General features: G+C 68.4%; 22 protein-coding genes. 12 read left to right on the forward strand and 10 right to left on the reverse strand.

Annotated features, from left to right (window positions below; all coding sequences use genetic code 11):
* The first annotated feature begins 20 nt into the window (after positions 1-20).
* A complete protein-coding gene (locus tag GDR74_RS05795) occupies positions 21-656 on the forward strand; it encodes an ATP-dependent Clp protease proteolytic subunit (RefSeq protein ID WP_152585417.1) in 636 nt (211 codons plus the stop codon).
* 154 nt (positions 657-810) lie between these two features.
* Here the strand turns inward: GDR74_RS05795 and GDR74_RS05800 are convergent, their stop codons facing one another.
* From GDR74_RS05800 to rocF, 3 genes are all read right to left on the reverse strand, one after another.
* Complete coding sequence (locus GDR74_RS05800; RefSeq protein WP_152587665.1) at positions 811-1272, reverse strand: GNAT family N-acetyltransferase; 462 nt, start codon at positions 1270-1272, stop codon at positions 811-813.
* Between the two features lie 94 nt (positions 1273-1366).
* Positions 1367-2425 (reverse strand): ornithine cyclodeaminase, encoded by a 1059-nt coding sequence (locus GDR74_RS05805; protein WP_152585418.1) that lies wholly within the window; start codon positions 2423-2425, stop codon positions 1367-1369.
* Between the two features lie 3 nt (positions 2426-2428).
* Positions 2429-3358, reverse strand: a complete 930-nt coding sequence (gene rocF / locus GDR74_RS05810) for an arginase (protein WP_152585419.1) — start codon at positions 3356-3358, stop codon at positions 2429-2431.
* 138 nt (positions 3359-3496) lie between these two features.
* On the opposite strand from rocF, the gene GDR74_RS05815 reads away from it, so the two are divergent.
* From GDR74_RS05815 to GDR74_RS05825, 3 genes are all read left to right on the forward strand, one after another.
* Positions 3497-3934, forward strand: coding sequence for an Lrp/AsnC family transcriptional regulator (locus tag GDR74_RS05815; protein ID WP_152585420.1), 438 nt, complete (start codon positions 3497-3499; stop codon positions 3932-3934).
* 106 nt (positions 3935-4040) lie between these two features.
* Entirely contained in the window at positions 4041-5726 is a 1686-nt protein-coding gene (locus GDR74_RS05820; protein ID WP_194164629.1) for a sensor histidine kinase, read from the forward strand.
* An 84-nt stretch (positions 5727-5810) separates the two neighbouring features.
* A complete protein-coding gene (locus tag GDR74_RS05825; protein ID WP_152585422.1) occupies positions 5811-6011 on the forward strand; it encodes a hypothetical protein in 201 nt (66 codons plus the stop codon).
* 21 nt (positions 6012-6032) lie between these two features.
* Here GDR74_RS05825 and GDR74_RS18115 read toward each other — a convergent pair whose 3' ends face one another.
* Both GDR74_RS18115 and GDR74_RS05830 read right to left on the reverse strand, forming a co-directional pair.
* A complete protein-coding gene (locus GDR74_RS18115; RefSeq protein WP_194164630.1) occupies positions 6033-6191 on the reverse strand; it encodes a hypothetical protein in 159 nt (52 codons plus the stop codon).
* Positions 6188-6757: a hypothetical protein gene (locus GDR74_RS05830; protein ID WP_152585423.1), complete on the reverse strand. Its 570-nt coding sequence runs from the start codon at positions 6755-6757 to the stop codon at positions 6188-6190. Before GDR74_RS05830 ends, GDR74_RS18115 begins: the two co-directional genes overlap by 4 nt.
* Before the next feature lie 308 nt (positions 6758-7065).
* Here GDR74_RS05830 and GDR74_RS05835 point away from each other — a divergent pair, with 308 nt between their 5' ends.
* On the forward strand, positions 7066-7782 hold the full coding sequence (locus tag GDR74_RS05835) for a DUF2268 domain-containing putative Zn-dependent protease (protein WP_152585424.1): 717 nt from the start codon (positions 7066-7068) through the stop codon (positions 7780-7782).
* Positions 7783-7808: 26 nt separating this feature from the next.
* On the opposite strand, the gene GDR74_RS05840 is transcribed toward GDR74_RS05835, so the two are convergent.
* A complete protein-coding gene (locus GDR74_RS05840) occupies positions 7809-8201 on the reverse strand; it encodes a hypothetical protein (RefSeq protein WP_246179891.1) in 393 nt (130 codons plus the stop codon).
* 121 nt (positions 8202-8322) lie between these two features.
* Here GDR74_RS05840 and GDR74_RS05845 point away from each other — a divergent pair, with 121 nt between their 5' ends.
* Together GDR74_RS05845 and GDR74_RS05850 are read left to right on the forward strand one after the other, a co-directional pair.
* Positions 8323-8727, forward strand: a complete 405-nt coding sequence (locus GDR74_RS05845; RefSeq protein ID WP_152585425.1) for a VOC family protein — start codon at positions 8323-8325, stop codon at positions 8725-8727.
* Between the two features lie 386 nt (positions 8728-9113).
* A complete protein-coding gene (locus tag GDR74_RS05850) occupies positions 9114-10058 on the forward strand; it encodes a DMT family transporter (RefSeq protein ID WP_152585426.1) in 945 nt (314 codons plus the stop codon).
* An 18-nt stretch (positions 10059-10076) separates the two neighbouring features.
* Here GDR74_RS05850 and GDR74_RS05855 read toward each other — a convergent pair whose 3' ends face one another.
* Positions 10077-10967, reverse strand: a complete 891-nt coding sequence (locus GDR74_RS05855; protein WP_152585427.1) for a LysR substrate-binding domain-containing protein — start codon at positions 10965-10967, stop codon at positions 10077-10079.
* Between the two features lie 246 nt (positions 10968-11213).
* Between GDR74_RS05855 and GDR74_RS05860 the strand changes: the two genes are divergently transcribed.
* Positions 11214-11540 carry a DUF1127 domain-containing protein gene (locus GDR74_RS05860; protein ID WP_194164631.1) on the forward strand — a complete coding sequence of 109 codons (327 nt, stop codon included), beginning with the start codon at positions 11214-11216 and terminating at the stop codon, positions 11538-11540.
* A gap of 189 nt (positions 11541-11729) precedes the next feature.
* Positions 11730-12674 (forward strand): IS481 family transposase, encoded by a 945-nt coding sequence (locus tag GDR74_RS05865; protein ID WP_152585429.1) that lies wholly within the window; start codon positions 11730-11732, stop codon positions 12672-12674.
* Between the two features lie 102 nt (positions 12675-12776).
* On the opposite strand, the gene GDR74_RS05870 is transcribed toward GDR74_RS05865, so the two are convergent.
* The 3 genes from GDR74_RS05870 to GDR74_RS05880 are packed head-to-tail and all read right to left on the reverse strand — an operon-like array spanning position 12777 to position 16760.
* Positions 12777-13490, reverse strand: a complete 714-nt coding sequence (locus GDR74_RS05870) for a DUF937 domain-containing protein (RefSeq protein WP_152585430.1) — start codon at positions 13488-13490, stop codon at positions 12777-12779.
* 37 nt (positions 13491-13527) lie between these two features.
* On the reverse strand, positions 13528-14907 hold the full coding sequence (locus GDR74_RS05875) for an MATE family efflux transporter (RefSeq protein WP_152585431.1): 1380 nt from the start codon (positions 14905-14907) through the stop codon (positions 13528-13530).
* Entirely contained in the window at positions 14907-16760 is a 1854-nt protein-coding gene (locus GDR74_RS05880; RefSeq protein WP_152585432.1) for a monovalent cation:proton antiporter-2 (CPA2) family protein, read from the reverse strand. Before GDR74_RS05880 ends, GDR74_RS05875 begins: the two co-directional genes overlap by 1 nt.
* 153 nt (positions 16761-16913) lie before the next feature.
* Here GDR74_RS05880 and ispH point away from each other — a divergent pair, with 153 nt between their 5' ends.
* From ispH to rnhA, 3 genes are read left to right on the forward strand one after another with little or no spacing between them, the layout of a single operon-like run.
* Complete coding sequence (ispH, locus tag GDR74_RS05885) at positions 16914-17873, forward strand: 4-hydroxy-3-methylbut-2-enyl diphosphate reductase (RefSeq protein ID WP_152585433.1); 960 nt, start codon at positions 16914-16916, stop codon at positions 17871-17873.
* Between the two features lie 3 nt (positions 17874-17876).
* Positions 17877-18842, forward strand: a complete 966-nt coding sequence (gene thrB, locus GDR74_RS05890; protein ID WP_152585434.1) for a homoserine kinase — start codon at positions 17877-17879, stop codon at positions 18840-18842.
* Entirely contained in the window at positions 18839-19327 is a 489-nt protein-coding gene (rnhA, locus tag GDR74_RS05895; protein ID WP_152585435.1) for a ribonuclease HI, read from the forward strand. The genes thrB and rnhA overlap by 4 nt, the downstream gene beginning before the upstream one ends.

The following is a 19327-nucleotide window of genomic DNA, read 5'->3' on the forward strand; positions in this document are numbered from 1 at the left end:
AACGTCTGGAGAACCGTCCGATGAGAGATCCCGTCGCGCTCTACAGCAGCATGTTCGTCCCGATGGTGGTCGAGCAGTCGAACCGCGGCGAGCGCGCGTTCGACATCTATTCGCGTCTCCTGCGCGAACGGATCGTGTTTCTCACCGGGCCGATGGACGACAACTCGGCCTCGCTGATCGTGGCGCAGCTCCTGTTCCTCGAGGCCGAGAGCCCGAAGAAGGAAATCTCCTTCTACATCAACTCGCCGGGCGGGGTCGTGACCTCCGGCCTGTCGATCTACGACACCATGCAGTTCATCCGCTGCCCCGTCTCGACGCTCTGTGTGGGGCAAGCCGGATCGATGGCCTCGGTGTTGCTCGCCGCAGGAGAGGCGGGACACCGTTTCGCCCTCGCCAACAGCCGCATCATGGTGCACCAGCCCTCGGGCGGCTACCAGGGCCAGGTGACAGACATCCTCATCCACGCCCGCGAGAGCGAGGCTCTCAAGCGGCGGCTCACGGAAATCTACGTGCAGCATACGGGCCAGGACTACGGCACGGTCGAGCGCGCCATTGAGCGCGACAACTACATGTCGGCCGAGCAGGCGCAGAGTTTCGGCTTGGTGGATGCGGTACTCGACAGGCGGCCGGACATCGGTGCCGAAGCTGGGTCGTGAGTACCGGGTCTCAGAGCCTTTTCAGGAGAAGGGGGAACCGGTTTTCGCTGGCGCGGCCCTCCGGGTCGCTGGCGCGGCCCGCCGGGTCCGTCCGACAATGCGGCGAACCAAGAGCTTCGGAGCGGAGTGCGACTCCGTGGAAGCGCAATCCGCTCTAGACGAACCTGCGGTAGACGACGAATCCGGAGCGTTCCGCGACCCGGTCGTAGAGCTGCATCGCCGTGGCGTTGGTCTCGTGCGTCTGCCAATAGACCCGCGGCGAGCCTGCCGCCGCTGCCCGCTCGCAGACGCCTTCGATGAGCGCGCGGCCTACGCCTTTGCCCCGTGCGGCTTCGTTGGTGAAGAGATCCTGGAGGTAGCAGCTCGGCGCGATGGCAGTGGTGCTGCGATGGAAGAGGTAATGGGCGAGCCCGAGCAACTGTCCCCGGTTCTCCGCCACCAAAGCATGCACGGGCTCGTAGGCGTCGAAGAAACGCTGCCATGTGGTCCGCGTGATCTCCGGATCGAGGGCGGTGGGACCGCTGCGCCCGTAGAAGGCGTTGTAGCCGTCCCACAGCGGGAGCCACTGGGGATAGTCGTCCCGGGCGATCGGCCGGACGATCAGGTCGATGGACATCTTCGCGTATCTCCGATTCAAGGGAGCACCCTTCGGGCGGAAATCCTGCACCGCCCGCGTTGAGGCTCTCTTAAAGCGCTTTCACGAAGCGCTTTCACGCCGCCGTCGGCGCGGCGGCCTGGGCGCGCAGGAGCATGCCGAAGAGATCGCGCGGATCGTCCGGGTCGGCGAGGAGGTCGAGCTCCTCGTAGAGACCCGTGCGCTCGATCTGGCGCTTCACGTAGCGCAGGGCCGAGAAGTCCTCGATGGCGAAGCCGACGGAGTCGAAGAGGGTGATCTGGCGCGCGTCGCTGCGCCCGGGCGCGCGGCCGGCGATCACCTGCCACAGCTCCGTCACGGGGTGGTCCGGCGGCAGCTGCTGGATCTCGCCCTCGATGCGCGTCTGCGGCGGATACTCCACGAAGATGTCCGAGCGCCTCAGGATGTCGGGGTGCAGCTCCGTCTTGCCCGGGCAGTCGCCGCCCACCGCGTTGATGTGAAGCCCGGTTCCGACCATGTTGTCGGTGAGGATCGTCGCGTTCTGCTTGTCGGCGGTGACCGTGGTCACGATCTGCACGCCCTCCATCGCCTCCTCGATGGAGCCGCAGATCGTCATGTCGAGCCCCATGCCGGCGAGGTTGCGCACGCACTTCACGCTCGCCGTCCGGTCGATGTCGTAGAGGCGCAGCCGGTCCACGCCGAGGAGCGCCTTGAAGGCGAGGGCCTGGAACTCCGCCTGTGCCCCGTTGCCGATCATCGCCATCGTCCGCGCGCCCCGGGGCGCCAGGTGCTTCGCGGCGAGAGCCGAGGTCGCAGCCGTGCGCAGGGCGGTGAGAATGGTCATCTCCGTGAGGAGCACGGGATAGCCGGTGCCCACATCCGCGAGAACGCCGAAGGCGGTCACGGTCTGGCGGCCCTCGCGGGTGTTCTTGGGATGGCCGTTCACGTACTTGAAGCCATAGACCTCGCCGTCGCTGGTGGGCATCAGCTCGATCACGCCCTCCTTGCTGTGGGAGGCGACGCGCGGGGTCTTGTCGAAGCTCTCCCAGCGGCGGAAATCCGTCTCGATCTCGTCCGCCAGCTCCACGAGGAAGCGCTCCACGCCGATGGCGAGGACGAGCTTCATCATGTGGTCGACGCTCACGAAGGGAACGACGTTGAGTTTCTCGATCATGGTTCAGAAGCTCCGGGTCGGGCGGTCGAGCACGCGGCGGCCCATCAGGCTCGCGACGAGGTCCACCATGAGCAGGGCCGTGCGGCCGCGCTCGTCGAGGAAGGGATTGAGCTCGACGATGTCGAGGCTCGTGACGAGGCCGCTGTCGTGGAGGATCTCCATGATCAGATGCGCCTCGCGGAAGGTTGCGCCGCCCGGCACCGTGGTGCCGACACCCGGCGCGATGCCCGGGTCCAGAAAGTCCACGTCCAGGCTCACGTGCAGCCGGCCCCGCGTTGCGGCGACGCGCCTGAGGAAGGCCTCCAGGAGGGGCACCACGCCGTTCTCGTCGATGGCGCGCATGTCGTGGATCGTCACCCCGGCGGTCGCGAGGGCGGCCCGCTCCGGAGGGTCGACGCTGCGGATGCCCATCATGCAGACGTTCTCCGCCTTCACGGGCGCATGGAGGGCGGGAAAGTAGCCCTCGAAGCCGCCGCGCCCCGTGGCATAGGCCATCGGCACCCCGTGCAGGTTGCCGCTCTGCGTCGTCTCCAGGGTGTGGAAGTCCGGATGGGAGTCGAGCCAGAGGACGAAGAACGGGCGGTCCTCCTCCGCGGCCCTGCGGCTCAGCCCGGTCATGGTCCCGGCGGAGAGGCTGTGGTCGCCGCCGAGGAAGATCGGGATTCCGTCGGCCGCCGCCTCGTAGGCCGCCTGCGCGATGGCCTCCGTCCAGGCCACCACTTCCGGAAGGTACTTGATCGCGCCGTTGTCGTGCCGGAGGTCCCGGAGCGGGGCCGGGGACAGGTTGCCCCGGTCCTCGACAATATAGCCGAGGTCGCGCAGGGCGGGGGCGAGGCCGGCCGCCCGGAAGGCGCTCGGACCCATGTCGCAGCCCATGCGCCCGGCGCCTTCCTGCACCGGGACTCCCAAGAGGATGCTGGGCCTGCGCGTCATTCGGCTCTCCTTGCTGTCGTTGCGGTGTCGGTTTCGCCAAGCTAGCGAAGGAGATTGGCGAAACGAACGCCAAAGATTGACAAATGAGGCGGGGCCGTTGTCCAAAATGGATGGAACGGCTTTCCAAACCGGCGGACCATGGACGATCTCGACCAGAGGCTGATCACTCTCCTGCGGCACAACGGGCGGCGCAGCGTCTCCGATCTCGCCCTGGAGCTCGGCGTTTCGCGCGCCACCGTGCGCTCGCGCATGGAGCGGCTCGAACGCTCCGGCGACATCGTCGGCTACACGGTGATCCTGCGGGCGGACGCGGTGTCGCTGCCGGTCCGCGGCATCACGCTGATCGAGGTGGAGGGGCGCGCCGCCGACCGGGTGGTGGACGCCCTCGGCGGCTTCCCCGAGGTAAGCGCCATCCACACCACCAACGGCAAGTGGGATCTCGTGGTCGAGCTCGGCGCCGCGAGCCTGACGGACTTCGACGCCGTGCTGCGGCGGGTCCGCCTCATTCCCGGGGTCATCGCCTCGGAGACCAATCTCCTCCTCGCCACGCCGCGCAGCACCCGGGCGCGCTTGTAGGGAAGGTCGTGGTGCGTGCCCGTCGACATCCCCGGAGCATGGCTTATGATGAAGGCCTGACCGTATGCGTGCGATGCACGGTTTCCCGAGCCGGCGGAGATTGAGGGTGGCGAAGTCGGTGACGAAGCTGTCGTTGCGCGTCCGGCTCTTCATCCTCACGGCCGTCGCGCTGCTGCCGGCCCTGGGCATCCTTCTCTACAACGAGGTCTCCCTGCACCGCAGCCGCGAGGCGGAGGTCCACGCGCTCGCCCTGCGCTTCGGCCAGCTCGCCGCCCTCGAGATGCAGGGCATCCTCGAAGGCGCCCGGGGACTGCTGATCGCCGTCGCCTCCGCGCATGGCGTGAAGTCCTTCGACGTGGATGCGTGCACGGCCTATCTGGCCGACGTGCAGGTGCAGACCCCGCAGCTCACCCCCATCACCGTGATCGATGCCGAAGGGCTCATCCGCTGCCGGTCGGACAGCATGGGTCAGGGGCAGAGCCTCGACGACCGCGACTATTTCCAGGAGGCGTTCGCGAGAGGCACCTTCGTCGTCGGCCGCTACAGGGTCGGCCAGGTCTCGGGCAAAGGCGTCCTGCCGCTCGCCATGCCCATCCGCGACGGCGAGGGGCGGATCGTCGGCGTCGTGGCGGCGGGCCTGAACCTCGACTGGCTCGGCCAGAGGCTGCGGCAGCGCGATCTCGCCCACGGCAACGCCCTCACCATCGCCGACCGGGACGGCACCATCATCGCGCGCGAGCCCTTCCCGGAGCGTTTCATCGGCACCCGGATCCCCGAGCCCTTCCTGTCGCTGGTGAAAGGCGACGCGCCCGGCACGCAGGAGGTGATGAGCCAGGACGGCACCCGGCGGATCATCGGCTACATTCCGGTAAAGGTCATGCCGGAGGGGCTCTACATCAGCGCCGGCATCGCCCGCGACGAGGCCTTTCACGCCATCGACCGGGCGACCCGGCGGGGCGCCACCCTCGCCCTCGTCGGCGCCTGCGCCGCCTTCCTCGCCGCCTGGCTCATCGGCCGGAGCTTCGTGCGCGACCCGGTGGAGCGCCTCGTGAACACGATCGAGGCCTGGCGGCGGGGCGACCTGTCGGCCCGAACCGGAATGTCCGCGCAGGCGGGGGAACTCGAAACCGTCGGCGCCGACATCGACGCCCTCCTGGACGAGCTGGCGCTCCGGCAGGCGGCGCGCGACAGGGCGGAGGAGCGCCAGCGGCTCCTTCTCAACGAGCTGAATCACCGGGTGAAGAACACCCTGGCCACCGTCCAGTACATGGTGGCGCAGAGTCTGGGCTCCGCCGCCACGCCGGCCCAGGCGCGGGAATCCCTGGAAGGGCGGCTCATCGCTCTCTCCCGGGCGCACGATCTTCTCACCCGCGAACAGTGGGAAGGGGCGGAGCTCGGCACCATCGTCGCCCAGGCGATCGAGCCGTTCAGGGGCGGGAACGGAGGACGCTGGCACGTGGAGGGGACCGAGGTGCGCGTGTCGCCGCAGGTCGCCCTGGCCCTCGCCATGGCCTTCCAGGAGCTGGCCACCAACGCCGTGAAATACGGCGCTCTTTCGAACGAGACCGGCGAGGTCCGGATCGCCTGGTCGGTGGCGAAGGGCGCCGGTGGAGAGGAGCGGATCTCCCTGCGCTGGGAGGAAACGGGCGGCCCGCCCGTGAGGCCGCCGGCGCGGCGGGGATTCGGCTCGCGGCTGCTGGAGCGGGCGCTGGCGTCGGATCTCGGCGGGGCCATGAAGCTCGAATTCGCCGTAGGCGGCGTCGTATGCACCATGGAAACCCTGGCCGCCTGAACTTCGCCGGCGCCCGGCGCCGCCACAGCCCTGTCACAGGAATCGGGCAATGCTTCCTGCACGAGGAACGCGAAGGAGGATCCGATGCCGGAGAGGGGGGAGCCCAGCCTGAAGGAACTGCTTTCGGATCCCATCGTGCGCCAGCTCATGGCGCGGGACGGCACGTCGGAGCGGCAGGTGAGGTCAATCGCCCTCTCGGTCCGGCGCCGGATGGCGCTGGAGCGCCGGCTTGCCGTCGCGGCGCAGATCCGCCCCCCATCGCGGCCGCCCCGCCTCGGCGGGTGAAGGAGCGGGCGCCGCGGAAGGTCAGGGAAGCTGCGACCAGATCGCCCCGAGGACAGGCACGACGATCGCCGCCGCGAGCAGGATCGCGAGCAGGATGTGCCGGAGCGCCAGAGGCTCCGCGGTCGCGCCGGGCAGGTGACGGGAATGCGGCGCCCTGCGTTTCCTTTGCAGTCCGCTCATCGCACGCCCTTGTGGTCGGAGACGAGGAACGGCGTCGCGCCGATGCGCCAGCGCTCGGGCGCCACGAAGACCCTGCGGCGCTTCTGCGCCTCGAAGGCGAGAGGCGGCTTCGAATTGTCGATGAAGCGGCCGATCTGCTCGTGGAAGTCCGAGCCGCTGCGCCAGAAGCCCACGTTCACGAAGGTGGTCCAGCGGGGGTCGAGGTTCCACACCATCCAGGGAAACTGCCGGCGGTCCTCCACCCGGCTCAGGAACTCGCCGATCAGGCCGGACCGGTCGGAGATGGTCGCCTTGGTCGACCAGTAGTCGAGGAATTCCTGCTCGCGGCCCTTCTTGATTCGCCATTCCACGATGACGATGCGCGCGTCGGTCAGGTCCTTCGCGTCGGGAACCGCGGCGACCGCGGCCTGCGGAACGGGATCCGCGGCGTTCGCCAGGGGCGCGCGCACCTCCTGCGCGACCGCGACCGGACCGTGCAGGCATGCGAGCGCCGCCGCGAGCGGGACCCAGGCGGCGGCACGCGCGACCTGCCGGGGCCGTTCCGAAAGGTTGATACGAGACTTCATGGCCTGTTCCCTCCCGTTATGGCGGGAGTATTAGAGAGGTTCGGCCAAAAGGCGAATGGCTATTCACAGTTTTTGTAAAACGCCGGCGGATCGTCTCGGCCATGTGCCGGTCATTTCGCCCGCGTCCCGCTCGTAAATGCGTTCATGAGCCGAGAACTATTCGCGGAAGCGAAAGTTTTGTTTCGACGGTCGAAATTTTCTCTGCGGAACAGGGAGGGGCGGAACGGTTGCCGGGTCGGATCGGGCGCCGCCCGGCTGCCGCCGCGGCCCACCGAAACGAATGAAGGCGCTTTCGGGAGAACGAAGCGATGAACTGGGTGCTGCACTTTCTCGAATCCGAGGGGAGCCTGGGACCCTGGCGCGCCCGCCTGGAGGCGGAGGCCCGGGCGACCCACGAGCGCATTGCCGCCTGCCTGGCGCCGGACGTCGAGATGCCGCCCCTCGACGTGGTGATCGAGCGCCTCGAAGGGCAGGCCATTCCCGAGCTCGGCCTTGCGGGAATCGCGCCCCGCCGGCGCTGCATGGTCGTCACCCTGGATCCCGCGAATCCCCGGTTCGAGGCGAGCCTGGAGGCGGGCGAGTTCGGCCGCATCCTGACCCACGAGTTTCACCACTGCCTCCGTTGCCACAGCGTCGGTTACGGGACCACCCTCGCCGAGGCCCTCGTCACCGAGGGGCTGGCCGACCAGTTCGACCGCGAGATCAACGGCGGGGAGGGGCAGATCTGGGACCATGCCCTTCGCCCCGAGCACTGGCCCGCCCTGCTGGAGCGGGCCGAGGAGGCCTTCCGCTCGCCCCGCTACGATCACCGCCTCTGGTTCTTCGGCGTCGGGCGGGGCGGCCGGGGCGGAACCGTCCCGCGCTGGGCCGGCTACACCATCGGCTACCGTCTCGTCGGCGCCTACCTGGAGACGACGCCCGGGGCGAGGCCGTCCCGGATGGCCGGGACGCCTGCGGCGGAGGTGCTCGCAAAGGCCTGGCCCCGCCTCGTCGAAAGGTTCGGCGGCCCTGCCTCCCGGGGCTGAAAGTCACGCGGTTGCCGGAGGACCGGTCATGGCAGCCGGGGACAGCCCCGATCGGTCAGGTCGCGGCGTCGAGTCAGAGCAAGACCGAGGCCGAGCGCGATCATGCAGGCTCCCGACGCTTCGCGTAGACGACGGACCAGACCCGGACGGGCCGCCGCTCCGGCACGGATGCCGCTCGCCGCGAAGGCCACCGCGACATCGGCGAGGGTGTTGAGCGCGACGGAGACGAAGCCGAGGACAGCGAACTGCAGGGCTACGTTGCCGGCGGCCGGGTCCAGGGCGGCTTCCGGAATGGCGGCGGGGCAGGATTTAGGGCTTCGTGCGATTGACGGGCCGACGCCGGACAGGAATGCAGTTCGTCGTCTTCGGAAACCGGGCTGCCGAGTGAAAGTCGTTTCACTGTTGATGCGTCGTATCAACTCCCGCCTTTCGGGAAGCGATGTCGAACAAGCGATCCTTGCACAATTCTGTAGCTGGTTTGGCTCTCGTTGAGCTTGCATCCTTCCGATCCAAAAGGGTATGTCTGGCGGGGAGGCCGATTTGCAGCAAAGTATCGCTCATATTGCGCTTGTGGTGCGCGACTACGACGAAGCCATCGACTTTTACGTCAACAAGCTGCGATTCGAACTGGTCGAGGACACCTATCAACCGGAGCAGGACAAGCGGTGGGTTGTGGTTCGCCCTCGAGGAGATGGGACGACCTCGCTGATCCTCGCTCGCGCTTCCACGCCTCATCAGGAGACGTTCGTCGGCAACCAGGCGGGCGGTCGCGTCTTCCTGTTCCTCCGGACCGATGATTTTCAACGGGATCACGCCGCGATGGTCGAGAAAGGCATCAGGTTCGTTCGCGAGCCGAAGCGAGCCCCCTACGGCATCGTCGCGGTGTTCGAGGATCTCTACGGCAATCTGTGGGATCTCGTTCAGTTCACGGACGGTCGGGATTGAGCGGCCGGCACAGTGGATCATGCGAGGCCGATTCCGTGGTGCGGCAGTCGGAGGGACATCCCGCCATCGGCTCGTTCGAGAGTAAGGAGAAGCCAGCCCATCGGGCCGACCCAGAGCTCATGCCTCGCCCCATCCCGGCTTCTCGGAACTTCCGCCGCCAGCTCCCTCGCCTGCTGCATTTCCGGGCGACCTGAAGGCTGCGCAAGCGAAAGCAGGTTCCCACTTTCCCCTGAGAATGCGCTGGGATCTGTTTCGGATTGCGGTCGCTCCGCGGCTCCATCCGGAATATCCCATCACCGATCCAAGAAAAATCGATCAGTTTTCATCATTTGCGCTGATGGGTCTTCCCGGGGTAGTCGGGTAACACTACTCAGGGGACGAGAGCCATGACGCAAGCCACCATGCCGCGGGCGGGAGCCCTGCCGGAGACGGCGCCGGTCCGGATCGAGGGCAGCACCCTCGCGCTCTACGTCGCCACCGTCTTCTTGTGGGGCGTGAGCTGGATCGGCATCCGTGCCCAGCTCGGGGTCGTCGCGCCCGAGATGTCCGTGTTCTGGCGCTTCGTCCTGGCGGCGCTCTGCACCTGGGGCTGGGTCTTCGCGGCGGGCATGCGGGTGCGCTTCGCCCTGTCCGACCACCTGCGCTTCATGGCGGTGGGGCTCTGCCTGTTCTCGAGCAACTTCATCTGCTTCTACTACGGCGGGCTCACGGTGCCCTCGGGGCTCCTCTCCGTGGTGTTCTCCCTCGCGTCGATCTTCAACCTCGTGCTCGGCTTCGTCGTGTTCCGCCAGAAGGTGGAGGCGCGGGTCGCCTTCGGCGGCCTTCTCGGCGCGGCGGGCATCGGGCTGCTGTTCTGGCCGGAGATCGCGGGCGCGGGCTTCAACCTCGCCGCCCTCACGGGGCTGGGCCTGTGCGTCCTCGGCACCCTTTTCTTCTGCTCCGGCAACATGATCTCGACCGTGGTGCAGCGGCGCGGCGCGCCGCTCATCTCCGCCAATGCCTGGGCCATGACCTACGGGGTGGCGGTGCTGCTCGCGCTCAATCTCGTGCGCGGGAACGCCTTCATCATCGAGCCCACGGCGACCTATATCGGCGCGCTCGTCTATCTCGCGGTCGGCGCGTCGGTGCTCGCCTTCGCGGCCTACCTCACGCTCCTGCGGCGCCTCGGCGCGGCCCGTGCGGGCTATGCGACCGTGCTGTTCCCCATCGTGGCGCTCGCGGTCTCGACGGTGGTGGAGGGCTATGTGTGGACGCCCCTCGCCGCCGTCGGCGTCGTGCTGGCGCTCGCGGGAAACGTGCTGGTGCTGCGCCGTCCCGCCGCGAAGGCGTGACGGTCCGGCCTGCGGCGCCTATTCCGCCGCGGGTGCGAGGAGCGGACGGGTCGAGCCCAGGTTGTCCAGGGACTGCTTGATGTGGAAGCCCAGCGCGTCGGCGAGCGGGTTCTCGCCGCCGCGGGCGCGGATCAGGCCGATCTTGCAGGAGGGCAGGGCGGGGAAGCCGTCCGAAGGGCCGAGGATGCGCATGCCCGGGCGCACGGCGCTCTCCGGCAGCACCGACACCGCCAGCCCCGCCAGGACCGCCGCGCCCACCGCCGTGGAGTGCCAGCTCACATAGGCGATGCGGAAGGCCCGGTCGGCGCTCTCGAGCGCCTCCGTCGCCGAATGGCGCCAGTCGCAGTTCGGGCGCCCGAGCGCCAGCGGGATCGGGCTCTCTTCGTGCACCGCATGGCGGCCCGACGTGACCCAGAGCAGCTGCTCGATGCGCACGATCTCGGACGGGCCGCGCCGGTCCACGTGGGTGATGATCGCGAGATCGAGGTCGCCGTGCTGCACGCGCTCGATGAGGTTGTGCGTCGGCTCGCAGACCACCGTGACCTCGGCCTTGGGATTGGAGCGCGAGAAGCGCGCCAGGATCTCCGGCAGGTAGCGGTCCGCATAGTCGTCCGGCAGGCCGAGCCTCACCCGGCCGACCAGCTCGTTGTCGTTGAAGGACGCCATGCATTCCGCGTTCAGCCGCACGATGCGGCGGGCATAGTCGAGGAGGCGCTCGCCTTCCTCGGTCAGCTTGGAGAGGCGCCCGTCGCGCTCGAAGATCGGACGGCCGATCCGGTCCTCCAGCCGCTTCATCTGCATGGACACCGCGCTCTGCGTCTTGTGGACCACATCCGCCGCGCGGGTGAAGGAGCCCGTGTCCGCAATGGCCACGAAGGTCCGCAGCTGGTCGATATCCAGGAGGTGCATCGGCGTCTTCCTATTTCATCATGATGAGTGATGATACACATCTCAAACAATCGCTTCAAGTGATGAAACATCGGTGGTATTCATTCTTAAGCAAGCTGAAAAGTTGTTCGTGAACAACGACTTGAGCGGTGCTTCCCGTTCGGGCCGTCCGAGGCCTTTCGGGGGGCGCACAGGCTTGAATGCCGCTCGGGGCCCTTCGGGATCTTCAAGCGGTTCGACGATGCTCGAATGTGCGAGGACAAAGCCATGACCCGGTCCCCGATTCCCGTTGCCGGCTCCCCCGGGACGACGTTCCTGGGCACGACGGTCCGTGCCGTCCTGGGCGTGGTCCAGGCTCTCCGCCATCGCCGGGAGATCATGCATCTCGCGGAGCTCGACGACCGCATGCTGAAGGACATCGGCCTCATGCGCGGCGACGTGGAAGGGGCGCTCGCGGAGGCCCTGTTCCGCAATCCCTCGCGGGTTCTGGTTCGATGCGCCGAGCGGCATGGGCGCGGCGAAAAGGGATCGGCCCCCGTGCGATCCGCGCGCCCCGTGGTTCCCGTCGTGAGGACGCGGGCCGTGCGGGCCTAGAGCATTTTCAGGAGAAGTGGGAACCGGTTCTCAGTCCGAAAATGCGGCAAACCAAGAGCTTCTGAGCGGAGTGCGATTCCATCGAAGCGCAATCCGCTCTAGATGTCGAAGCTATGAAGGTTGTTCATCCGAGGCTTGGCTGCGAGGATGGGGTTGCAACACCAACCATCTCCTGCCTGGAGGCCCCGGATGAACGCTCACAAGAATGCCCGCATGACGCCCTTTGGTCGAGCCCTTTTGGTCCAACGCGTGCGCCAGGAGCGCTGGCGCGTGGCGGAGGCAGCAAAGGCCGCCGGGATATCCGAACGCACGGCCTCCAAATGGCTGGCGCGCTTCCGCGACGGCGGTGAGGCGGCTTTGCACAACAAAAGCTCGGCTCCGAGGCGTCCGGCGCATCGGCTGGCTCCGGAGCGGATCGCGCACATCGCCGCCTTGCGCCAGGAGCGCCTGTCCGGCCCGGCCATTGCCCGAACCGTGGCCTTGCCGCGCTCCACCGTCGGGGCCGTCCTGCGGCGTCTCGGCCTCAACCGCCTGCGCCGGCTCGAACCGCGCCTGCCGGCGGTGCGCTACGAGCGGGAGCGGCCCGGCGAGCTGATCCACATCGACACCAAGAAGCTCGGGCGCATTGCCGGCATCGGCCATCGCATCACCGGCGACCGCACGGGCCAGTCCGCCAAGCGCGGCACCGGCTGGGAGGCGCTGCATGTGGCCATCGACGATGCCTCAAGGCTGGCCTATACCGAGATCCTGCCGAACGAGAAGAAGGACAGCGCGCTCGCCTTCCTGAACCGGGCACTGGCCTTCTTCGCCCGCCATGGCGTCGGCGTGGAACGGGTGATGACCGACAACGGCGCCGCCTACAAGAGCCACGTCTTCCAAGCCGCGCTGGCCGAGAGAGGCATCCGCCACAAGCGCACCAAACCCTACCGGCCGCAAACCAATGGCAAGGCCGAGCGCTTCATCCAGACGAGCTTACGCGAATGGATCTATGGCGCCGCTTACGCCTCCTCCGCCGAGCGCAGCGCCGCCATGAAGCCATGGCTCACCCACTACAACACCCAGCGACCCCACTCAGCCCTCAAGCATCAGCCCCCTTGGCAAAGACTGAACAACCTCCTTGGAAACGACATCTAGAGCCCGTCGAGCCGCCGTCCCGGGCCGGGTCTCCCTCCGCCGGGACAGCGTGAAGTTCCCGGTGCGGCTTGCGGTTTTACGGAACGCGGGCCGTTTCCGGCGTCACGGCTTGCTCGGCTTCCAGGTCTCGTCGAGGATCGATCGAAGGGATGCGAGATACTGCATCTGCATCTCCTGTCCCTTCTGCATCATGCCCTCCCAGGTTTCGGAGGATGCCTCCCGCTCCGGCGGTTCCGCCTTTCCGGTGGAGGGACGAGGCTTGCCCGCCGCAGGGCCTTCCGCCTGCCGGGGCGCCTGGAAAGCCTGCATCCACCCGTCCCAGAACGCCGTCCAGGGCTCGGCGGCCGCGCTGTCCGCGTCCTTCGGAGGCGGCGAGGCGCGGAAGTCCGGCATGCGGCCCTGGCCGGTCATCATGCCGTGCAGCGTTCCGGCGAGGATGCCCGCCATGACCGGAAGCATCTGATGCATGAGATCGACGCTCAGGCCCGTGACCTCGGCGGCCCGATGGGCGATGCGCCGGCTGGCCTCGTCGGACCCGAAGAGGCTGTCGATCAGCTGCTCTCCGCTCCGCTGCGCCTGGGCGGAGAGGGTCTGTCCCGCGGCCTGCCAGAACGGTTCGAACGGATTGGGGACGTGCTGGGCCAGCGGATTCTGCGCGGCTGCCGCCATGAGGCGCTGCAGGCCGAGGGCGAAGGCGGGGAGAAAGGCGAGCATCGCCTTCTCCGCCTGGTCCTCCGAGAGGCGGAACTGCCTCGTCAGGACATCGAAGCCGGCATTCGCCTGGGCCTGCCGCATCAGATCGAACCAGTTGAGCATTGCAGGCTCCTTCCGGGAAAGGCCCGCGCCGTGCGGGCTACAGAGGCACGACAGCTTGCCGCTCCAGGCGGCGGATTGTCCAGAACGCAGTGAAGATCGCGCCGATCCCGAACAGCACCGATCCCGCGCCGATCCCGAGGAGCGCCCCCCGCGGACCGGCGATTTCCGCGCCGATATAGGCGAAGGGAATCATGCCGAGCGTGGCGCGCCCCCAGTTGAAGAACGTGGAAAGGAGGGGGTAGCCCAGATTGTTGAAGGAGGCATTGGCCACGAAGACGAGGCCGATGAAGAACCAGATGGGCCCGCTGTACACGCAGAAGAACTGGACGAGATCGGCGGTCAGCGGCGGCGCGTTGAAGAGCAGGGTCAGCGGCCCGCGCACGAGGGCGAGGACGAGCCAGACGCTCCCCACATAGACCACCATGAAGGTGAGCGCGTCCTTCAGGACCTGGCGGACGCGGCCGTACTGCCGGGCGCCCCAGTTCTGCCCCATGACCGGGCCGATGGCTCCCGCCAGGGCGAACAGGCCGCCGAACGCGACGGGGGTGACGCGGTCGATGATCGCCGAGGCGGCAATCGCCTCGTCGCCGAAGCGGGCCATGATGCCCGTGAAGAAGGCGTTCGAGACCGGCGCGGCGATGTTGGTGAGGACGGCCGGAACGGCGATGGCGAAGAACGAGCGCGAGTCCGCCAGCATGTGGTCGAGCCGGGGCCAGGACAGCAGCGCGTGGTGGCGGGACAGGAAGCGGAAGCTCACATAGACGTAGACGACGCGCGAGATGTCGATGGTCAGCGCCGCGCCGTTGGCCTTGAGACCCAGGCCGAAGATGAAGAGCGGATCGAGCAGGACGGTGACGGCCGCGACCGAAAGGGTCGCATACATGCTCCGCCTCGCGTCGCCGGCGGCGCGCAGCACGTTCGACAGGCCCATGGCGAGCGCCATCAGCCCGTTGGTGGGCATGGAGATCCAGAGAAAGTCGTGCGCCACCCGAAAGGTTCTCTCCGGGGCTCCCATCAGGTCCAGGATCCAGGGCAGCGCGGCCAGGACGGCTAGGCTGACGACGCTCGCGACGACGGTCATGAGCGCGCAGCCCGAGGTCGCCCATTGCCGCGCGCGCGCCGTGTCCCGCGCTCCCAGGGAGCGCGAGACGAGCGCCCCGATGGGGATCATCAGGCCGACATTGATCGAGACGGTGAAGAAGAGAACCACCGTCGCGAGGCCGACGCCCGCGGTGAGGCTCGGGTCCTTGAGCCAGGAGATGTAGAGCAGCGAGACGAAATCGACGATGAAGAGGGCGATCAGACCGGCCGCCCCCGTCCCGGTCATGATCAGCACATGCCGCATGGTCGAGCCGGCGACGAAGCGCGGCGTGTCCGCTCCGGGAGGACGCGGCTTCTCGATGCGGGGCGCATCCATCAGAGGATCCCCTCGTTCAGGATGTCCCGCGTCTCCGGGCTGAGGCCCCGCGCCTTGCCTGCGGGCTTCAGGAGAGGCTCGGGCGCGATCTTCGCTCCGACCACCAGCTCGGCGCCGCCCATGTCGCCGACGGACCTCTGCAGGACGAGCCGCGCGATGTCGCGCTTGCGGATCTCGTCGGCGCTCGCCTGCGCCGTCTCGGCATCGAAGCCCAGCTCCTCCAGCGTCGCGCGTCCGAATGTGATGGCGGACTCGAAGCACTCGCGGATCTGGTAGTCCACGTCCATGGTCATGAGGTTGACCGCGTGGATGCGGTCGTAGGCGCGCACGAAGCTGCGGGCGTTCGGGAAGTCCTGGTGGACGATCTCGACGATCTTCTGGGTCACGTCCGGGTGGTCGGTGCAGACGCAGACGATCTCGGCCCTCTCGGCGCCGGCGGCGCGCAGCACGTCGAGGCGCGTGCCGTCGCCGTAATAGACCTTGAGGCCGAAACGGGCCGCGTCCCTGATGCGCTCCACGTTCCGGTCGATCACAGTCGCCTCGATGCCCTGGGAGAGCAGGACCTGGTTGACGATCTGGCCGAAGCGGCCGAACCCGATCACCAGGACCCGGCTCGACAGCTCGCCCTCCTGCCCGTGGAGGACCGAGGCGTCGGGGCGGGCATCGTCGCCGGCGCGGGAGCGCAGGATCGTCTCCAGCCCGGTCGCGAGGATGGGGCCCAGGAGCATGGTGATGGCCGCAAGCGCCGTGACGAGCTGAGCCTCGGGGCCCGGGAGGAGGCCCAGGCCCTGGGCGACCGGCAGCAGGACGAAGGCGAACTCGCCGGCCGGGCTGAGGAGGATCGCGGAGCGCAGCCCGTCGCGCCACGAGGCGCCGAACGCCCGGGACAGGAGGGTCAGGATCAGCGTCTTGCCCGCGATCACCGCGGGGGCCGCGATCGCCAGGACCGCCCACTGCCGTTGGACGAGGGCGAGGTCGATGGACATGCCCACGCTCATGAAGAACAGCCCGAGCAGGATGCCCCGGAAGGGCTCGATGTCCGCTTCGAGCTGGTGCCGGAAGTTGGATTCGGCCAGCAGGAGCCCGGCCAGGAAGGCGCCCATGGCCATGGACAGGCCGACCTCCTGCATGAGCAGGGCGGCCCCGAGCACGACCAGGAGGGCGGAGGCGGTCATCACCTCCCGCGCCCCGCTCCTCGCCAGGACCCGGAAGAAGGGGTTGAGGCCGTAGCGCCCGACGATCACGACGAAGGCGACGGCCCCGAGCGTCGTCGCCACCGTCGTCAGCCGGTCGGACAGGGAATCCTGCTCGAGGGCGCCCAGGCCCGTGGCCAGGAGGGGCAGGATCGCCAGGAGAGGGACGACCGACAGATCCTGGAACAGCAGGATGGAGAAGGAGCGCTGGCCGTAAGGCGTCTGCAGATCGTTGCGCTCGCCCAGCATCTGCAGGGCGATGGCCGTGGCCGAGAGGGCGACGGCGACCCCGGTCACGAACGCGCCCTTGGCGGCGAAGCCGAACTGGTAGGCGGCGCCTCCGAGGCAGAGGGCGGTGACGAGGAGTTGGGCGAGGCCGAGGCCGAAAATGTCCCGCTTCATCGACCACAGGTGGGTCAGCTTGAGCTCGAGGCCGATGATGAACAGCAGCAGCACGACGCCGAGCTCCGCCACCGTGGCGATCGTTCCCGGCTCTCCCACGAGGCTGAGCCCCGAAGGGCCGATGACGATGCCGGCGGCGAGATAGCCCAGCACGGCGCTGAGGCCCATGAGGCGGAACAGGGGAACGGCAACGACCGCTGCCCCGCAGAAGGTCAGGATCGGGGGGAGGAAGCTGACGTGGGAAGCCGTGTCCGCCATCGGTGGTCGCATGGAGTGAGACGATGTCCCTTTCTAGGAGGTCTTGCCCCCGAGGGCGAGACCTTCCGGGCAGACTTTCTGCGGAGGGGGCAGGCGGGAATCGGACCTGCCCCGCTTGACATCGCCGGTCCGGTCTCGCCACATCGCCGCATCATGACGAAACCGCCCCTCGACATCCTGCTCTGTGCCCCGCGCGGCTTCTGCGCCGGGGTCGTCCGCGCCATCGACGCCGTCGAGAAGGCCCTGACGATCTACGGCGCGCCGGTCTATGTGCGCCACGAGATCGTCCACAACAAGTACGTGGTCGAGAGCCTGCGCCGCAAAGGGGCGGTGTTCGTCCGGGAGCTGGACGAGGTGCCGGACGGAGACGCGCCCGTGATCTTCTCCGCCCACGGGGTTCCCCGGTCCGTCCCGGAGGCCGCCGCCGCCCGCCGCCTCTTCGCCATCGACGCCACCTGTCCCCTGGTCACGAAGGTGCACCGGGAGGCGCAGGTCCATCACAAGCGCGGCCGGCACATCGTTCTGATCGGCCACCGCGGCCATCCGGAGGTCATCGGCACCATGGGCCAGCTGCCGGAGGGCGCGGCGACGCTGGTCGAGACCGTCGAGGACATTGCCAGGCTCCAGCCGCCCGACGAGACCAATCTCGCCTTCGTGACCCAGACCACCCTTTCCGTGGACGACACGCAGGAGATGGTGGACGCCCTCAGGGCGCGGTTTCCCGCCATCGTCGGTCCGCACAAGGAGGACATCTGCTACGCCACCACCAACCGCCAGGGGGCTGTGAAGCGGGTGGCGCCCCTCGTGGATGCGATGATCGTGGTCGGCTCGCCCAATTCCTCCAATTCCCAGCGCCTGCGCGAGGTGGCGGAGCGGGAGGGCTGCCCTCTCGTGCGGCTGCTCCTGCGGGCCGAGGACATCGACTGGTCCCTGTTCGGCGGCATCCGGCGGCTCGGCATCACGGCCGGGGCGTCGGCGCCGGAGGTCCTGGTCGAGGAGATCATCGACGCCTTCGCCGAGCGCTACGAGGTCTCGGTCGAAAGCGTCTCGACCGCGGACGAGAGCGTGTTCTTTCCGCTGCCGCGCGAGCTGCGGGAACAGGCGGCGGAATAGGCGATGGCGGTTTACACGGACGTCCAGGACGAGGAGCTCGCCGCCTTCCTCGCCACCTACGACATCGGCACCGTGCTGTCCTACAAGGGCATCGCCGAGGGCGTGGAGAACACCAACTACTTCCTGCACACGACGGCGGGCTCCTACATCCTGACCCTCTACGAGAAGCGGGTGAGGGAGGAGGACCTGCCCTTCTTCATCGACCTCATGCAGCATCTCGCGGGCAAGGGGCTCAACTGCCCCCTGCCGGTGAGCAACCGGAAGGGCGAGGCCCTCGGGCGGCTCGCCGGCCGCCCGGCCGCGATCTGCACGTTCCTCGAAGGCATCGCCGTCCGCAGGCCCACGGCGCAGCACTGCGGCGCGCTCGGCGCGGCCCTGGCCCGGCTCCACCTGGCGGGACGGGACTTCGGCCGGACGCGGCGGAACGCCCTGTCCATCGACGGCTGGCCGCCTCTCTTCGCGCAGGCCCGGGCCGAGGCGGACACGGTTTCCCCGGGGCTCGCCGAGCGCACGCGGCGCGAGCTCGAGGCGCTGAGGGCGGAATGGCCCTCCGGGCTGCCGTCGGGCATCATCCACGCCGATCTCTTCACGGACAACGTGTTCTTCATCGGCGCGGAGGTCTCGGGCCTCATCGACTTCTACTTCGCCTGCACGGACGCTTTCGCCTACGACGTGGCCATCTGCCTCAACGCCTGGTGCTTCGAGGCGGACGGCTCCTTCAACCTGACGAAGGGGAGGGCGCTCCTGGCGGGCTACCTGTCCGTGCGCCCGCTGGCGCCGGAGGAGGTCGAGGCGCTGCCCATCCTCTGCCGGGGCTCGGCCATGCGCTTCATGCTGACGCGGCTGGTGGACTGGCTCAACGTGCCCCCGGGCGCGCTGGTGAAGCCGAAGGATCCCCTGGAGTACGACCGCAAGCTCAACTTCCACCGCCACGTGCGCCACGCGCGCGAATTGGGGCTGGCCGCATGAGCGAAGCCGAGCGCGTGACGATCTACACGGACGGGGCCTGCTCGGGAAATCCGGGGCCGGGCGGCTGGGCGGCGATCCTGATCTTCCGCGGGGTGGAGAAGGAGATCTCCGGCGGCGAGCCGCTGACGACCAACAACCGCATGGAGCTGCGCGCCGCCATCGAGGGGCTCAACGCCCTCAAGCGGTCCTGCACGGTCGACCTCTTCACGGATTCCCAGTACGTGCGCCAGGGCATCACCTCATGGATGCACAGCTGGAAGCGGCGCGGCTGGCGCACGGCGGACAACAAGCCCGTGAAGAACGAGGACCTCTGGCGGGCGCTGGACGAGGCGGCCGGACGCCACAGGGTGTCCTGGCACTGGGTCAAGGGCCATGCGGACGACCCCACCAACGTGCGGGTGGACCAGCTCGCCGTGGCGGCCCTCCAGCCGTTCAGGAAGAACGGCAACGGAGCGCGGGCGAAGGCCTCGCCCGCGTCCGGTTGA

It is taken from the genome of Microvirga thermotolerans, assembly GCF_009363855.1.
In the GTDB taxonomy this organism is placed as follows: Bacteria; Pseudomonadota; Alphaproteobacteria; order Rhizobiales; family Beijerinckiaceae; genus Microvirga; species Microvirga thermotolerans.

Bases quoted from the DNA above. Each gene is read 5' to 3' on its own strand.
- GDR74_RS05795 (WP_152585417.1), top strand. From the start codon at position 21: ATGAGAGATCCCGTCGCGCTCTACAGCAGCATGTTCGTCCCGATGGTG.
- GDR74_RS05800 (WP_152587665.1), bottom strand. From the start codon at position 1,272: ATGTCCATCGACCTGATCGTCCGGCCGATCGCCCGGGACGACTATCCC.
- GDR74_RS05805 (WP_152585418.1), bottom strand. From the start codon at position 2,425: ATGATCGAGAAACTCAACGTCGTTCCCTTCGTGAGCGTCGACCACATG.
- rocF (WP_152585419.1), bottom strand. From the start codon at position 3,358: ATGACGCGCAGGCCCAGCATCCTCTTGGGAGTCCCGGTGCAGGAAGGC.
- GDR74_RS05815 (WP_152585420.1), top strand. From the start codon at position 3,497: ATGGACGATCTCGACCAGAGGCTGATCACTCTCCTGCGGCACAACGGG.
- GDR74_RS05825 (WP_152585422.1), top strand. From the start codon at position 5,811: ATGCCGGAGAGGGGGGAGCCCAGCCTGAAGGAACTGCTTTCGGATCCC.
- GDR74_RS18115 (WP_194164630.1), bottom strand. From the start codon at position 6,191: ATGAGCGGACTGCAAAGGAAACGCAGGGCGCCGCATTCCCGTCACCTG.
- GDR74_RS05830 (WP_152585423.1), bottom strand. From the start codon at position 6,757: ATGAAGTCTCGTATCAACCTTTCGGAACGGCCCCGGCAGGTCGCGCGT.
- GDR74_RS05835 (WP_152585424.1), top strand. From the start codon at position 7,066: ATGAACTGGGTGCTGCACTTTCTCGAATCCGAGGGGAGCCTGGGACCC.
- GDR74_RS05850 (WP_152585426.1), top strand. From the start codon at position 9,114: ATGACGCAAGCCACCATGCCGCGGGCGGGAGCCCTGCCGGAGACGGCG.
- GDR74_RS05855 (WP_152585427.1), bottom strand. From the start codon at position 10,967: ATGCACCTCCTGGATATCGACCAGCTGCGGACCTTCGTGGCCATTGCG.
- GDR74_RS05860 (WP_194164631.1), top strand. From the start codon at position 11,214: ATGACCCGGTCCCCGATTCCCGTTGCCGGCTCCCCCGGGACGACGTTC.
- GDR74_RS05865 (WP_152585429.1), top strand. From the start codon at position 11,730: ATGAACGCTCACAAGAATGCCCGCATGACGCCCTTTGGTCGAGCCCTT.
- GDR74_RS05870 (WP_152585430.1), bottom strand. From the start codon at position 13,490: ATGCTCAACTGGTTCGATCTGATGCGGCAGGCCCAGGCGAATGCCGGC.
- GDR74_RS05875 (WP_152585431.1), bottom strand. From the start codon at position 14,907: ATGGATGCGCCCCGCATCGAGAAGCCGCGTCCTCCCGGAGCGGACACG.
- GDR74_RS05880 (WP_152585432.1), bottom strand. From the start codon at position 16,760: ATGGCGGACACGGCTTCCCACGTCAGCTTCCTCCCCCCGATCCTGACC.
- ispH (WP_152585433.1), top strand. From the start codon at position 16,914: ATGACGAAACCGCCCCTCGACATCCTGCTCTGTGCCCCGCGCGGCTTC.
- thrB (WP_152585434.1), top strand. From the start codon at position 17,877: ATGGCGGTTTACACGGACGTCCAGGACGAGGAGCTCGCCGCCTTCCTC.
- rnhA (WP_152585435.1), top strand. From the start codon at position 18,839: ATGAGCGAAGCCGAGCGCGTGACGATCTACACGGACGGGGCCTGCTCG.